This is a genomic window from Acetobacterium wieringae, assembly GCF_001766835.1.
Lineage (GTDB): Bacteria > Bacillota > Clostridia > Eubacteriales > Eubacteriaceae > Acetobacterium > Acetobacterium wieringae.
Genome location: NZ_LKEU01000036.1, coordinates 24,598 through 38,904, shown reverse-complemented (window position 1 = coordinate 38,904; position 14,307 = coordinate 24,598). Strand labels below are relative to the sequence as shown.

The window sequence follows — 14,307 nt, the reverse complement described above, 5'->3', positions numbered from 1 at the left end:
GAGACAAACATGAGTAAGTATAGTAATTTAAATTCACAGTTGATCCACGGCGGTATTGATGGAGATGAAAAAACCGGAGCCGTAAATGTGCCTATTTTTCAGACATCAACCTATAAGCAGGATGGACTGGGAAAAGATCGGGGTTACGAATATTCCCGATCGGGTAATCCCACCCGGGAGGCTCTGGAAGCTCTGATTGCCGAATTGGAGGGGGGAATCGCCGGCTTTGCCTTTGCCTCTGGCATGGCAGCCACCACGGCGGTACTCAGTCTTTTTAAAACTGGTGACAAAGTAATCATTTCGAGTAATGTCTATGGTGGTACCTTTCGGGTGCTCGACAAAGTTTTCAAAAACTTTGGACTAACCTATGATATTGTTGAAACAGCGGATCTTAAGCTGCTTGAAGACAGTTTGACCGAAGACGTCAAAGCAATTTTTATCGAAAGTCCGGCCAATCCACTCCTTACCATTACCGATATTGCGGCGGTAGCAGAAATTGCCAGAAAGCGTGGCGTGTTAAGTATTGTCGACAATACTTTTATGACCCCCTATCTTCAAAGACCGATTGCCTTGGGGGTTGATATTGTTGTTCATAGTGCTACAAAATATCTGGGTGGTCATAGTGACTTAATTGCCGGTCTGGCTGTTGTCAATGACAAAGCTCTGGCAGAGCGGCTCTGGTTTATTCAAAATGCCACTGGTGGTGTATTGCAGCCCTTTGATTCGTTTTTGTTGATACGGGGGATTAAAACTTTGGGTGTGCGAATGGATCGTCACATTGAGAATGCCACATTCATTGCCGAGGCTTTGCAAAAAACGCCTGGGGTTAAGGCCATTTACTATCCCGGATTACCGCATGGTCAGGGGTATGCGATCAATAAAAAACAGGCTGACGGACCAGGTGGGATGCTCTCCTTTGAGCTGGATGAAAAGTATAATATCTATAAATTTGTGGAGTCGCTGAAGTTAATAACCTTGGCCGAAAGTCTGGGCGGCGTCGAATCCCTGGTTTGCCATCCTTCCAGTATGACCCATGCATCGATTCCCTATGAAATCCGGCAAAAAGTTGGTATTGTTGAAAATTTGATCCGCATCTCGGTTGGAATTGAGGATAAACAAGATATTTTAGCGGATTTGGAACAGGCATTTGCTAAAAGTTTAGAGGCATAAGATGGCGTATTATAATGATATCAGAGAATTGATTGGCAATACGCCAATGGTGAAGCTTAACCAGTTTCAGGTCAAAAAAGGGGTGAATATTTTTGCCAAACTGGAACTCTGGAATCCTGGCGGCAGCGTCAAAGATCGGATTGGGGTAGCGATGATTGAAGATGCCGAAAAAAAAGGGTTACTTAAACCAGGTGGCACAATCATTGAAGGCACCGCCGGGAACACGGGTCTCGGCGTGGCCCTGGCCGCCATCAATCGCGGTTATCGGGTAATCTTTGTGGTGCCAACTAAATTTTCAGTGGAAAAACAGACACTGATGCGGGCCTATGGCGGAGAAATTGTGAACACACCCCGGGAACTGGGAATGCAAGGAGCTACGAGCAAGGCCCGGGAGTTGCTGAAGTCAATTCCCGATGCTATTTCGCTACAGCAGTTTGAAAATTCATCTAATCCAGGTATTCATTACGACACCACGGGGCCGGAAATTTTTAATGATCTCGACGGAAACATTGATTATCTGGTGGCTGGTGCTGGCAGTGGCGGCACCTATTCCGGGGTGGTGCGTTATTTGAAAGAAAAAAATCCCAACATCAAAGGGATTTTAGCAGATCCCTACGGTTCAATCATGGGCGGCGGGACAGCCGGTTGCTATGATATTGAAGGGATAGGCAACGACTTTATTGCCAACACAATGGATATGACCCTGGTTGACGAGGTTATCAAAGTGGATGATCGAACCGCCTTCGATTTGGTGCGATTACTGGCAAAAAAAGAGGGCATTATTGCCGGAACTTCATCTGGAGCAGCACTCTACGGGGCACTCAAACTGACAGAAAAAATTGAGCAAGGCAATATTGTTGTGATCTTTCCTGATCGTGGCGACCGTTATTTCAGTAAGAATTTGTATGAGTAGGGAATCAAGATAAAAAAAGTGATTTTAGCTTTAATTTATAAAGCTTCGGTTAGATGATTCGAACCGAAGCTTTTTGTACTCCTAAGTTGTTTGTTAATGATGCAACGGCTGTGATTGGGATAAATGGTTAAGGCATCCCTGACAGGTAGTTTTCTGGCAATGGTCGGCAAGAATTTTCTGTAGAGCGCAGGCACTACTGCTGTGGGAACGGACAATTGCAGCCCCGGTTTTTTCGCCGCTTTTGATAGCATTGTGAATCATCTTGTGCGATACCGTATTGGTAAAAAGTACGAGTAGGTCGGGGCTGCCAATGACATTTTTCATATCTGCTGGCATTTGGGTAAAAACCTTAACCTTATATTGATAGCTTTTGCATATTTCTTTATATTTGCATACCATTCGGTCATGCCCTCCAATAATAACAATCCCCATAATTCAAACCTCATCATATTATTCATATAAATATTATATGAATAATATGATATCATAAATCGGACAGCTGTTCAAGGATTTATCGATAATTGTTAAAAATTAGTTAACAACAATTATTAAAAAAACAGCGTCGCAATTTAGCACATCAAGTATTTAAATCAAGTGTTTAGTTGTCAAGGCGATCATCTTCACAGACAAATGAAAAGGAGCCAAGTTCATGGATACTGCGATCTTGACCACATAACGGACAGTTCGTATCTTTTTTAAAACTAAAAAGATCAAATGAGGTTGCCAGGGTGTCAATCATTAAAAGACGTCCGGTTAAATTGGGAGTGAGATCTAGCAATTGTTTTATCGCTTCAACGGCCTCGAGTACCCCAATCACCCCGGGCACCGGGCCTAACACACCGGTTTCAGAGCAACTGCCAGCAGTCTGACCATCAGCTTGAGGAAACAGACAGCGAAAACAAGGGCCGTCATCAGGAATCAAGGCGGTTACCTGGCCGTAATATGACAAGGCACCAGCTTCAATCAGCGGCTTATTTTCCAGATAACAGGCATCGTTGAGCAGGTAACGGGTTGGCAGATTATCCAGACCGTCAATGACCAAATCATGCTGGCCAATTAAGGTCCGGGCATTTTCAGTACTGAGAGCTTCGGGATAAAGCGTTATATTCAGCTCGGGATTAATTGACTTAAGGGCGATCCGGGCCGATTCAACTTTTAACAGACCGATTCGGGAATTGGAATGGAGGATCTGGCGATTCAGATTACTGATTTCAACCTGGTCAAAATCGATCAGGCTCAGGTGAGTAAGTCCAGCCTTGGCGAGAACCAGATTGGCCGGACAGCCCAGACCTCCAGCTCCGACGGTTAATATTCGGGCGGATCTAAGCTTGTTCATATCAATCGCTTGCGATAAATCCATGGGCGGACAAAGGGTCTGACTGGTGGTAAACTGATTATCAAAAATTAGGCTGATCAAGTCAAAATAAAAGCCTGCTGTCTGCTGCTCGCCAATATTCAGACAGGCTTTAGCCAATTCGATTGGCAGCAGGGTGCCTGAAAAGGCGGCACTGAGATCAGATCCAAGTATATTTAATTCATGAGTTATGGCTTGATGATCGGCAAAACCCTTATTTTGCAGGGCGTCTAGAAATAGCTTCATGGCGGCCTGATCGTAACAATAGTTAAAGCATCCCTGCCAGGCGTCATAAACTGAAACTAGGGTCGGTGTAAAGGCTCTGGTGAGAGAATCACTGAGAAGCGATTCTGCCAGCTTGCGGCAAAAGCGGTTGTTTCCCTGGATCAGATTAAAATCAGCAGGCGTCGTGACGGTTTTAACCAACTGGAGGGAGATATCCGGGTTTAGATCCCGCAAGTTTTCACAAATGGGTTCCCAATTGTCCGGGTTACCAAGAAAGCAGTCAATCTGACCAATGCCCATGGCAACCAGGTAACGAAGCAGCAGGTCGGCGATCTTAAGATCTGGAGCACAAACCAGTATTTTTGTCGTCAGCAGTTTTTTTTGGCCAGCACCACCGATTTCTGGCATAATGATCTGACGCAGATAGCGTTTAATCTGGGCAGGGTCGGTTAATCCTTCGGTTGGAGCCTGATTCCCGTTGGGGGCAGCGTCCTGATCAGTCGCTTCGATATTTTTGACTACATCTCCTTGTTGTTGATCTGAAGCCTGTTGCTGGCAGTGCTGCTGATAGTTTTGGATGGCATCATGGAGGGCATCAGCGGCGATGTTTGAGCACAGTAGCTTTTCAGGTGGCAAACCGCCAAGTGCAGTAGCGACATCAGCATTGGTAATTTTAAGGGCTGCGGCAAGGGTTTTTCCACTGGCAATTACGGTAAGCATGCTACTGGCGGCAATGGCAGCACCGCAACCGAAGGTTTTAAAACGCACCCCTGTCAATTGCTGATCTGAAACTTTTATATAAATTGTAATTCTATCACCATCGATCGGATTACCGGCGTGTCCCACGCCATCAGGCGTGGCAAAATCGCCAACATTACGGGGATTGGAAAAATGGTCGAGTACTATCTCGTTGTACATGATATACCTCCTATGCATATATCACAATTATACTATGGAATTAATATGATATACAACTGAATTGAATGATCTTAAGTAAAAGAAAAAATTATTGATGTGATCGAATAGACATGTCGAATCACCTTGACATTAATAGGCGAATCGGTTAGTATTGACTAAACATACTGAATCACTATGAATTGATATAAGAATGGAGAATGATATGGATTTTGGAACATTATGCATCCATGGTAACAATAATAAATATGATAACACCGGAGCCATCAGTGTCCCGATTTTTCAGACGGCTACCTTTGCTCATCCTGGGGTTGGCGAGAGTACTGGTTATGATTATACCAGACAACAAAACCCCACCCGGGAGCATCTCGAAAATATCCTGACCCGGATGGAAGAAGGTGTCGATGCGATGGCTTTTTCATCGGGGATGGCAGCCATCAGCGCGGTGATGGAACTTTTTTCCCCGGGGGATCACATCATCGCCTCGGACGATCTTTACGGTGGTTCTCATCGGCTTTTTCATCACATTTCGATTAAGAATGGAATCAGCTTTGATCTGGTTGATACTGCCGATCTTTCGTTAATCGAGCCGCTGATCAGAACCAATACCAGAGCTTTATTTATTGAAACGCCGACCAACCCGATGATGCAGGTCACCGATCTGGCTGGTGTAGCCGAGATTGCCCGCAAACATCAGTTGCTGTTAATGGTTGACAACACCTTTTTGACCCCGTATTTTCAGAAACCGCTGAAATTAGGTGCCGACATTGTAATCCATAGCGGCACCAAATACTTAGGTGGTCATAATGATACCATTGCCGGTTTTGTAGTCACCCGGGATAAAACCCTGGCTGACAAGCTGCGCTTTATTTTTAAAACGACCGGAGCTGGGTTAGCACCCTTTGACAGCTGGCTATTAATTCGGGGAATCAAGACCTTACCGATTCGGATGGATCGACAACAGCAAAATGCCGGCGTGATTGCCAGGTGGCTATGTCAACAGGAACGCATTAAGGCAGTCCATTATGTAGGTCTTGAAAGCCATCCCGGCTATCAGATTTCCAAACGCCAGTCGACGGGTTTTGGCGGGATGATCTCTTTTGAAGTGGACAGCGAAAAAACGGCTCACCATATTCTGGAAGGAGTAAAACTGATTCAGTATGCTGAAAGTCTGGGCGGAGTGGAGAGCTTAATCACCTATCCAATGCTGCAGACCCATGGCGATATTCCAGAAGAGCAGCGTGAAGCCAAGGGGATTAATAGTCGCCTGCTACGCTTGTCTGTTGGAATTGAAAGTGTTAATGACCTGATCGATGAGCTCGATCGGGTTTTAAAGGAGACGGTCCAATGAAATATAACTTTGACGAAATAATCACCCGGGATAATACCAATTCCATTAAATATGATTTTGCCCATCGGCGTGGGATGCCAGAAGGGCTTTTGCCACTTTGGGTAGCTGATATGGATTTCAAGACCCCGGCCCCGGTTGTCGAGGCCCTGGTTGAAAAGAGCAAGCATGGTATTTTTGGATATTCAGAAAGCGGCCAGGATTATTTCTTTATCTTGAAGGAATGGTTTAAAAGCCGGTTTGGCTGGAATATTCAGCCGGATTGGCTGGTGACCACCCCCGGAGTGGTTTACGCCATTGCTACTGCCATCCGGGCGCTGACTAATGCAGGTGACAGCATCATTATTCAGCAACCTGTTTATTATCCTTTTGCTGAAATGATCACAATCAATGAGCGGAATCTGGTGGTGAACCAGTTAGTTTATGAGGAAGGCCGCTACTGCATTGATTTTGACGACTTTGAAAAGAAGATCTTAGAGAATAAGGTCAAGTTATTTATACTCTGCAATCCCCATAACCCGGTGGGGCGAGTGTGGACCCAGGCAGAGCTGACCCGCCTGGGCGATATCTGTTTAAAACATGGGGTCATCGTCATTGCTGATGAAATTCATCAGGATTTTGTCTACCCGGGCTTTAAACATCTGGTTTTTGCTAGTTTAAAGCCGGAATACTTAAGTAACACGATTACCTGCACCGCCCCCAGCAAGACTTTTAATCTGGCTGGGCTTCAGGTTTCCAATATTTTCATCGAGAACCGGGAGATCCGCAAAAAGTTTAGAAAAGAAATGCATAAAGGCGGTTATAATGAGATCAGTATTATGGGCATTGTCGCCTGTGCGGCCGCCTATTCAAAGGGGCAGAAATGGCTGGAGGAATTAAAGGCTTATTTATTTGATAACTTAAGCTTTGTCAGAACGTACCTGGCAGAGCGGCTGCCCCAGGTAAAGCTGATTGAACCAGAAGGAACCTATCTGATCTGGCTGGATTTTAGTGAACTGGGCCTTAGCAATTCGGAACTGGAAGATTTAATTATCAACCGGGCGGGGCTTTGGCTGGACGCCGGAACGATGTTTGGCGCCGGTGGCGATGGCTTTCAGCGTATCAATATGGCGGCACCCCGGTTGATTCTGGAGCAGGCCCTGAATCAGCTGGAAAAGGCCATCAAAAATGACTTATAAAGCCAAATAAATAGCGAAATAAAAAGGCAGAGACTTCTAAAAAGAATGTCTCTGCCATTTTTGTTTAAGATCGGCCAAACGGTTCAGCGCCTCATAGAGGGTTGCTTCTTTTTTGGCAAAATGCAGGCGGATCAGGTGATTGACATCTTCCCTGAAAAAAGTAGAGCCGGGGACGGCCCCAACGCCGACATGTTCGGCTAACCAGGTGCAAAAAGCCAGATCATCATCGGCTTTATAGGGGGATACATCAATCATCACATAATAGGCACCCTGGGGTGTACTGTAGCCAAGGCCGATATCATCAAGACCGTTTAAAAAGAGCTGCCTTTTGGCAGTATAGTGTTTGCGCAAATCAAGATAATAGTCATCACCAAATTGCAGACCAACGGTGGCAGCTTCCTGGAGTGGTGCCGCCGCACCGACGGTTAAGAAATCATGAACTTTTTTAGCGACATCAATAATCGTTTCCGGAGCGATGATATAGCCTAACCGCCAGCCGGTGATTGAATAGGTCTTCGATAAAGAACTGCAGGAAATCGTGCGTTCAAACATACCAGGTAAAGAAGCCAGATAAATGTGTTCATGGGGTTTATAAACAATATGTTCATAAACTTCATCGGTGATCACATAGGTATCATATTTTTTAGCCAAATCAGCAATAATCGTCAGTTCTTCCCGGTTAAACACCTTGCCGGTGGGGTTGGAAGGGTTGCACAGAATCAGTGCTTTGGGATCCTGTTTAAAGGCGGCTTCCAATTCATCCGTATTGAAGTTAAACTCAGGTGGATGAAGGGGGACATAGATCGGAACAGCACCGGATAAAATGGTATCCGCCCCATAGTTCTCATAGAAAGGTGAGAAAACGATGACCTTATCACCAGGATTGGCGACAGTCATCATCGCGGCCATCATCGCCTCGGTGCTCCCGCAGGTCACTACAATTTCGGTTTCCGGATTAATTGATCGGCCCATTAACCGGGACTGTTTTTGCGCCAGGGCCTCCCGGAAATTTTGCGCTCCGCAGGTAATGGAATATTGATGAGGCCCCTGATGGGAAGCTTTTTCCAGGGCTTCAAGAATTGGTTTTGGTGGATCAAAGTCAGGGAATCCCTGGGACAGGTTGATCGCATTATACTGATTGGAAATACGGGTCATCCGTCGGATTACAGAATCGGTAAAGTCAGCAGTTCGGTTACTCAGTGGTTTCATTATGCACCTTCTTTAAATTTCATAGATTAAGGTTCGCTCATCGATTAAGCGTTTTGCCTTATGTGTCGCCCGCTCCAAATCACCATCGTTTAAGATCGTGACATCACCAGGTTTTACGCCTAAACGGGTTTTAAGCGCAGCGGCCACCCGTTCTTTTAAAAGGTCATCCGGTTCATTGTTATCATCTGATTTTTCGATTTCAAGCCGATATTTAACCGAGTGATTCTGCTCGTATAAACGAATCAGGTATTCGCCGGTAATTCCTTCAGTTCCCCGGATGACAAACTCAATATCACTGGGGAAGATGTTAACTCCGGAGACGATAAACATATCATCGAGGCGACCGTGAATTTTAATGCGGGTGTGGGTCCGGCCGCAACTGCAGGGTTTGCGGTTGACTGAGCCAATATCACCGGTTTTGAAACGGATCAGTGGTCGGGCTTTTTTACGCAGGGTGGTGTAGACGAGTTCACCACGTTCACCATCGGGTAAGGGTGCTCCGGTTTTTACATCCAGGACTTCAACCAGAATGTGATCCTCAGCGATATGGAGGCCATCCTTGGCTTCGCACATCCCGGCGCAGGCCCCGAATATATCTGATAATCCAAAAAAGTCATATAGCTCGGCATTCCAGACTTTTTCGATGGTTTCCCGGGTGGTTCCAATCGAGCCACCGGGCTCGCCGGCTACAATGATAGTACGAATGGCCAAATCCTTGGCAGGGTCAATGCCCATTTTAAGGGCTGTTTCGCCAAGATACAAAGCATAAGATGGAGTTGTCCAGATAATCGTCGGTTGGAATTCTTTTAAAATAAAAAGCAGTCGTTCCGATGGCACAGTTCCGGCCCAGATACAAAGGGCTCCCAAATTCTGGGCCCCGATGACATCCGGTCCACCGACAAATAGTGAAAAATTCAGAGCGTGAACATAACGGTCATGTTTACGCATCCCGGCACCATAAAACAAGCGACTTTCGACATCCTGCCATTCGTCGAAATCCTGTTTGGTAAAGGGGCTGAGGGTTGGCACTCCGGTTGAGCCGCTGGAAGCCGACACAAAAACGACATCATCTTCACTGACGGCAATCATGTCGCCTAAAAGCCCGCCTTTGGCCTGCCGTTCCCGTTGGGTGGCCTTATTGGTAAACGGGAATTTTTGAATATCTTCGAGCTGGTTAAAATCGGCTGGGGTCAGTCCGGCCGCATTAAAGGCTTCTTTATAATAAGCAGAATTGCTGTAGGCAAATGTCAGTATATCTTTTAATTCGCGACGCTGTAATTCTTCCAGATCTGCTCGTGGCAGGGTCTCGATTTTTTCATCCCAATATTTTTTCTCGCTCATAATTCCTCCTTGGTGGTATTCCAATTTTTTTGTATCGCTGCCCACTTTGCATCCCGCTGTACTGCCAGTATTTCAATGTCTGCATCGTCTAAATGTTTAAAGCGACCTTGTGATAGCAGATAATCTTTAATTGATGAAAAGTCGCGGGGGTTTTTATTAAGTGTAAACTGTCCGTTTTCGTATTCGGCCAGATACCACAAACCGCAATCGATCATTTTTCTGGCGATCTCAATGGTTTCATTGACGGGAATGCCCCAACCAATCGGGCAGGGGGCGACCACATGGATGTAGGTTGTGCCCTTTATTTTTGAAGCCTTTTCAATCTTATTGATAAAATCGGGAAGATTCCCGATACTGGCGGTGGCAGCATAGGAAATATTATGGGCTGCCACAATCTCAAAGAGATTTTTTTTGGGGCGTAGATTACCGTGAATATTTTCACCGCTGGGGGTCGTGGTTGTTTTGGCGCCAAACGGGGTTAAACCGCTCTTTTGGATACCGGTATTCATATAGGCTTCATTATCGTAGCAGATATAGAGAATATCATCGTTGCGGTCAATCGCCCCGGATAAGGCCTGAATGCCGATATCGGCAGTTCCGCCATCGCCGGCCAACCCGACCGCTTTGAAATTCTTAATCCCAACCGCCCGGGCACCAGCTTCAACACCGGTCAGCATCGAAGCGGTTCCGGCAAAGGTGGAAATGATCGAATTATTGCTAAAACACAAATGCGGATAATTAAATCCAACCGCCGACATACAGCCGGCTGGCAGTACCGAAATAGCCCTCTCGCCCAGAACTTTAAGAGCGATCCGCACGGCCAGACTGCCACCGCAACCGGCGCAGGCCTTATGGCCATAAAAAAATTCACTATCCGTGATCGTTTTTGCAGTTATTTTATTAGTCATCAATGGTCATCCCCAGTCCGATAAAATTAACATGTTGCCCACCTGTTTGCAGATGGCGAAAGATTGCGGTGATGTTTTCCCGGCTGATATCACGGCCGCCGAGACCGGCAATGAAATTATAAGTTTCCAGACGTAAGCCATTCTTTGCAATAACCGAGTTAACATTGGTATAGACGGTGCCTTCATAACCAAAGGAAATATCTTTTTCCAACACCCCAACAGCTTTTGCTGATCCCAGTGCCGCAACCAGATCATCACTGGGAAAGGGCCTTAAAAAACGGAGCTTGAGCAGGCCGACCTTTTCGCCACGCTCACGCAACTCATCAACCACCTCGCGGCAAAGGCCGGTGATACTGCCCAGGGTAATCAGGATATAATCGGCATCGTCAAGACGGTAACCCTGGGTCAGTCCACCATAACTGCGGCCAAAAATTTCGGCAAATTTCGCATCGGTTTCTTCGATAATCCGTTTGCTGCCCAATATGGCTTTGTGCTGGAGATATTTAAATTCCATATTATTGTCGGGACCAACGCTAAAAGCCAGGTTTTTCGGGTTATCCAGACTCATTTTGTTCTCAGTTTGAAAGGGTGGCAAAAAGCGGTCAGCATCGGTCTGACTGGGGATTTCCACGGTTTCGTAGGTATGGGTCAGCACGAAGCCATCCAAATTGACCATAACCGGGGTTGATACCAAGGGGTTTTCGGCAATATGGTAGCTTTGCAGGGCCATGTCCAGGCTTTCCTGGGCATCTTCAACATACACCTGGATCCAGCCACAGTCAAGCTGTGAGAGGGAATCCCGCTGGTCGCCATAAATATTCCAGGGTAAGGCAGTGGAGCGGTTGGCATTCATCATCACGATCGGAAAGCGACCGCCGCTGGCATAGTGCAAACATTCCGCCATGTACAGCAGACCCTGTGAAGAGGTCGCCGTAAAGGTGCGGGCGCCCATGGCACTGGCACCAATGGCACAGGATAGAGCGGAGTGTTCCGATTCAACGTGGATCAGTTCGCTTTTTAAACTGCTGTCTTCCACCATTTCAGAAATTCGCTCGACCACTGTTGTCTGCGGGGTGATCGGGTAAATCGAAATAACCTGGGGGCGGGCCAACCGAACCCCTTCGGCAAAGGCATCATTGCCTGATAAAAATGCTTTAGTCATTTGTTTCTACCTCCATTTTAATGGCTTGCTTGGGACAGACTTTTTCACAGATGCCGCAACCCTTGCAAAAGTCGTAGTCAATATCCAACCCATCAGCTGTTTTAAAAATAACACCGTCGGGACAGTAAAGATAACATTGCAGGCAGTTGATGCATTCACTCGTAACGATAATCGGACGTTCATTTCGCCAGCCGCAATTTTTTGTAACCAGATAGCCGGCTTCACTGGCAGTGCCTAAGGGGTAATCTGACAATTTTTGGGGTTTCTGATAATGTCGTAAATAAGGCTTGCTCATTTAGTAAACCTCCTTAAAATGATCATAGGATTCTTGTAGAATCAACTGGTTTTTGGCCGCGTGGGTTGCCGACAAATACTGATTACTGGCCTGCTGCAATGATGATAGCGAAACATCGTCAGAGATACTTGCCAGGGCTCCGAGCATTGCTGTGTTACTGAGGGGCTTTTTGATTATGTTAAGGGCAATCAGATTTGCATCAATTGTCTGGATCTGTGAAAAATCACGAAATTTTTCTGGGGTTGCGGTGTTAATCAGGGCGATGCCATCGTCTTTCAGATCGTTTAAATAATCAAAAGAGAACAAACTGTCATCCAGAAAGATTAAATAATCACAGGCTTTAATTTCACTCCGATTGATAATTGCCTGCGTATCAATTTTATTAAAGGCCTGAATTGGCGCACCGCGGCGTTCGGGGCCAAAAGAAGGAAAAGCCAGCGAAAATTTATTGTCGATTAATGAAGCGGCCCCCAAAATTTTAGCAGCGGTAAAGGCCCCTTGCCCGCCGCGTCCATGCCATCGTATTTCAATCATATTGTTTCCTCGATTCTTAAGTAGTGTTTTATTTGCTGGTTTTATCCAGTTTTTTTGCGGATGAATCCCCAATAACCTGAAAGATCTGTACCAGCAGCACCAGAACGATCACACAGATAAACATCACTTCGGGTTCATAGCGCTGATAGCCGTATCGGATGGCCAGATCGCCAATACCACCGCCGCCAACGGTTCCGGCCATAGCCGAAAAACCGATTAATGACACCGCAGTGACGGTAATGTTTTTAATCAGCGATGGTAAGGCTTCCGGCAGCAGAATCTTCAGTACAATCGACAATTTACTGGCCCCAGAAGCAATGGCGGCTTCCAACACGCCATTATCAACATCGGAAAAGGAGGCTTCAGACAGTCGGCCCAAAAAGGCAATGGCCGCTACTGCCAGAGGAATGACCACAGCATTGGGACCGATCGATGTATGCACGATCGCCTTTGATACGGGAATCATCAATACCAGCAAGATCAGAAAGGGGATTGAACGGGTGATATTAATAATGACACCGACAATTTGATTGATGGCCCGATTTTTGAGAAAAAGTGTGTTCGATGTTAAAAACAATAGCAGGCCAATACTGCCACCAATGATAATGGCGGCCAACAGGGACGAAATGACCATTTGCATGGTTTGACCAAAGGTTAGAAACAGAGCTGCTTTTAAATCAAAGTCCATGATTGATTACCTCCAAATCGGCCGTATTTGCGGCAAGAAATTCGATTGCCAGTTTTAGTGGCTCAGTTTCGCCAATTAGCTGAACATATAGTATCCCAAGCGGTAAATCGTTGATGTATTCAACCTTTCCCAATAAAATATTAAAACCAATCTGAAAGGTATTGGCAGCGTAATAAAGAATCGGGTTGTTGGCATTGTCCCCCTTAAACGTCAGGCGGATAATTGGCCCTTGCATCTTGTCAATAATTTGCTCAGGCAAATTGAAATGACTGGTATGACTTAATAACTGTCGGGTGAAGTCTTCCCGTGGTTTGGTGAAAATATCATAGACATCGCCAATTTCGACGACCGAGCCCTTGTTCATTACCGCACATCGGGTACAGATACTTTTGATGACATCCAGTTCATGGGTGATGATGACAATGGTGATACCAAATTTTTTATTCAGGTCTTTTAATAAGCTTAAAATGGATGAGGTGGTTTCCAGATCAAGAGCGGATGTGGGCTCATCACAGAGCAGAATTTTGGCATCATTGGCCAGTGCCCGGGCAATTGCAACCCGCTGTTTTTCACCACCTGAAAGGTTGGCGGGGTAGGAATTGGACTTCTCCGATAAATTGACCAGATCCAGTAATTCTTTGACCCGGGTTTCAGTTTCCGCTTTTGATTTCCCTGCTGCCTTTAAAACAAAGGCAATATTCTGATAGACGGTTAGATTTCGGGCCAGATTAAAGTGTTGAAAAATCATCCCGATATTGCGACGGAGTATTCGCAACTGTGTTCTCCGATAATTGGTGACATTTTCGCCGTCTACCAATATTTCACCGGAGGAAACAGTCTGTAATAAATTGATGGTACGAAGCAGGGTGCTTTTGCCAGCACCACTTGAACCGGCGATACCAAAGATCTCACCCTTTTCAATTTTAAAATGGGCATCATTAACAGCCTCAAAAATTTGTTTGTGCTGTTTAAAGCTGACAGAGACATGCTTGAATTCAATCATAATCGTTACCTTTTTCTATAGGATTTAAGGCAAAAGCTCAGTTCTTTAAATTAACTGAGCTTTT

At 45.8% G+C, this 14,307-nt stretch carries 14 protein-coding genes; 4 read left to right on the top strand and 10 right to left on the bottom strand.

Features of this window, described 5'->3' with window-relative positions; genetic code table 11:
- The first annotated feature begins 9 nt into the window (after positions 1-9).
- Both ACWI_RS13570 and ACWI_RS13565 read left to right on the top strand, forming a co-directional pair.
- Positions 10-1,170 (top strand): trans-sulfuration enzyme family protein, encoded by a 1,161-nt coding sequence (locus tag ACWI_RS13570; protein WP_070371979.1) that lies wholly within the window; start codon positions 10-12, stop codon positions 1,168-1,170.
- Between the two features lies 1 nt (position 1,171).
- The gene (locus ACWI_RS13565; protein WP_070371978.1) at positions 1,172-2,083 is read left to right on the top strand and encodes a PLP-dependent cysteine synthase family protein; all 912 of its coding nucleotides are present in this window, start codon (positions 1,172-1,174) and stop codon (positions 2,081-2,083) included.
- Between the two features lie 93 nt (positions 2,084-2,176).
- Here the strand turns inward: ACWI_RS13565 and ACWI_RS13560 are convergent, their stop codons facing one another.
- The gene (locus tag ACWI_RS13560) at positions 2,177-2,515 is read right to left on the bottom strand and encodes a DUF2325 domain-containing protein (RefSeq protein WP_070371977.1); all 339 of its coding nucleotides are present in this window, start codon (positions 2,513-2,515) and stop codon (positions 2,177-2,179) included.
- Between the two features lie 166 nt (positions 2,516-2,681).
- Complete coding sequence (locus ACWI_RS13555) at positions 2,682-4,580, bottom strand: ThiF family adenylyltransferase (RefSeq protein WP_070371976.1); 1,899 nt, start codon at positions 4,578-4,580, stop codon at positions 2,682-2,684.
- A 202-nt stretch (positions 4,581-4,782) separates the two neighbouring features.
- On the opposite strand from ACWI_RS13555, the gene ACWI_RS13550 reads away from it, so the two are divergent.
- Complete coding sequence (locus ACWI_RS13550) at positions 4,783-5,928, top strand: trans-sulfuration enzyme family protein (protein ID WP_070371975.1); 1,146 nt, start codon at positions 4,783-4,785, stop codon at positions 5,926-5,928.
- On the top strand, positions 5,925-7,103 hold the full coding sequence (locus ACWI_RS13545; protein WP_070371974.1) for a MalY/PatB family protein: 1,179 nt from the start codon (positions 5,925-5,927) through the stop codon (positions 7,101-7,103). The genes ACWI_RS13550 and ACWI_RS13545 overlap by 4 nt, the downstream gene beginning before the upstream one ends.
- A gap of 36 nt (positions 7,104-7,139) precedes the next feature.
- Here the strand turns inward: ACWI_RS13545 and ACWI_RS13540 are convergent, their stop codons facing one another.
- Genes ACWI_RS13540 through ACWI_RS13505 form a run of 8 tightly spaced genes read right to left on the bottom strand, consistent with a single transcriptional unit; the run spans position 7,140 to position 14,243 of the window.
- On the bottom strand, positions 7,140-8,312 hold the full coding sequence (locus ACWI_RS13540; protein ID WP_070371973.1) for a pyridoxal phosphate-dependent aminotransferase: 1,173 nt from the start codon (positions 8,310-8,312) through the stop codon (positions 7,140-7,142).
- A gap of 12 nt (positions 8,313-8,324) precedes the next feature.
- Complete coding sequence (locus tag ACWI_RS13535; RefSeq protein ID WP_070371972.1) at positions 8,325-9,653, bottom strand: phenylacetate--CoA ligase family protein; 1,329 nt, start codon at positions 9,651-9,653, stop codon at positions 8,325-8,327.
- Positions 9,650-10,561 (bottom strand): thiamine pyrophosphate-dependent enzyme, encoded by a 912-nt coding sequence (locus ACWI_RS13530; protein ID WP_070371971.1) that lies wholly within the window; start codon positions 10,559-10,561, stop codon positions 9,650-9,652. Before ACWI_RS13530 ends, ACWI_RS13535 begins: the two co-directional genes overlap by 4 nt.
- The gene (locus tag ACWI_RS13525; protein WP_070371970.1) at positions 10,554-11,723 is read right to left on the bottom strand and encodes a transketolase C-terminal domain-containing protein; all 1,170 of its coding nucleotides are present in this window, start codon (positions 11,721-11,723) and stop codon (positions 10,554-10,556) included. The genes ACWI_RS13530 and ACWI_RS13525 overlap by 8 nt, the downstream gene beginning before the upstream one ends.
- Positions 11,716-12,018 carry a 4Fe-4S binding protein gene (locus ACWI_RS13520; protein WP_070371969.1) on the bottom strand — a complete coding sequence of 101 codons (303 nt, stop codon included), beginning with the start codon at positions 12,016-12,018 and terminating at the stop codon, positions 11,716-11,718. Before ACWI_RS13520 ends, ACWI_RS13525 begins: the two co-directional genes overlap by 8 nt.
- On the bottom strand, positions 12,019-12,552 hold the full coding sequence (locus ACWI_RS13515; protein ID WP_070371968.1) for a 2-oxoacid:acceptor oxidoreductase family protein: 534 nt from the start codon (positions 12,550-12,552) through the stop codon (positions 12,019-12,021).
- Positions 12,553-12,580: 28 nt separating this feature from the next.
- Complete coding sequence (locus tag ACWI_RS13510) at positions 12,581-13,240, bottom strand: methionine ABC transporter permease (RefSeq protein WP_070371967.1); 660 nt, start codon at positions 13,238-13,240, stop codon at positions 12,581-12,583.
- Positions 13,230-14,243, bottom strand: a complete 1,014-nt coding sequence (locus ACWI_RS13505; protein WP_070371966.1) for a methionine ABC transporter ATP-binding protein — start codon at positions 14,241-14,243, stop codon at positions 13,230-13,232. Before ACWI_RS13505 ends, ACWI_RS13510 begins: the two co-directional genes overlap by 11 nt.
- Between the last annotated feature and the right edge of the window lie 64 nt (positions 14,244-14,307).

Bases quoted from the DNA above. Each gene is read 5' to 3' on its own strand.
- ACWI_RS13555 (WP_070371976.1), bottom strand. From the start codon at position 4,580: ATGTACAACGAGATAGTACTCGACCATTTTTCCAATCCCCGTAATGTT.
- ACWI_RS13515 (WP_070371968.1), bottom strand. From the start codon at position 12,552: ATGATTGAAATACGATGGCATGGACGCGGCGGGCAAGGGGCCTTTACC.
- ACWI_RS13565 (WP_070371978.1), top strand. From the start codon at position 1,172: ATGGCGTATTATAATGATATCAGAGAATTGATTGGCAATACGCCAATG.
- ACWI_RS13540 (WP_070371973.1), bottom strand. From the start codon at position 8,312: ATGAAACCACTGAGTAACCGAACTGCTGACTTTACCGATTCTGTAATC.
- ACWI_RS13510 (WP_070371967.1), bottom strand. From the start codon at position 13,240: ATGGACTTTGATTTAAAAGCAGCTCTGTTTCTAACCTTTGGTCAAACC.
- ACWI_RS13535 (WP_070371972.1), bottom strand. From the start codon at position 9,653: ATGAGCGAGAAAAAATATTGGGATGAAAAAATCGAGACCCTGCCACGA.
- ACWI_RS13550 (WP_070371975.1), top strand. From the start codon at position 4,783: ATGGATTTTGGAACATTATGCATCCATGGTAACAATAATAAATATGAT.
- ACWI_RS13505 (WP_070371966.1), bottom strand. From the start codon at position 14,243: ATGATTGAATTCAAGCATGTCTCTGTCAGCTTTAAACAGCACAAACAA.
- ACWI_RS13560 (WP_070371977.1), bottom strand. From the start codon at position 2,515: ATGGGGATTGTTATTATTGGAGGGCATGACCGAATGGTATGCAAATAT.
- ACWI_RS13545 (WP_070371974.1), top strand. From the start codon at position 5,925: ATGAAATATAACTTTGACGAAATAATCACCCGGGATAATACCAATTCC.
- ACWI_RS13525 (WP_070371970.1), bottom strand. From the start codon at position 11,723: ATGACTAAAGCATTTTTATCAGGCAATGATGCCTTTGCCGAAGGGGTT.
- ACWI_RS13520 (WP_070371969.1), bottom strand. From the start codon at position 12,018: ATGAGCAAGCCTTATTTACGACATTATCAGAAACCCCAAAAATTGTCA.
- ACWI_RS13570 (WP_070371979.1), top strand. From the start codon at position 10: ATGAGTAAGTATAGTAATTTAAATTCACAGTTGATCCACGGCGGTATT.
- ACWI_RS13530 (WP_070371971.1), bottom strand. From the start codon at position 10,561: ATGACTAATAAAATAACTGCAAAAACGATCACGGATAGTGAATTTTTT.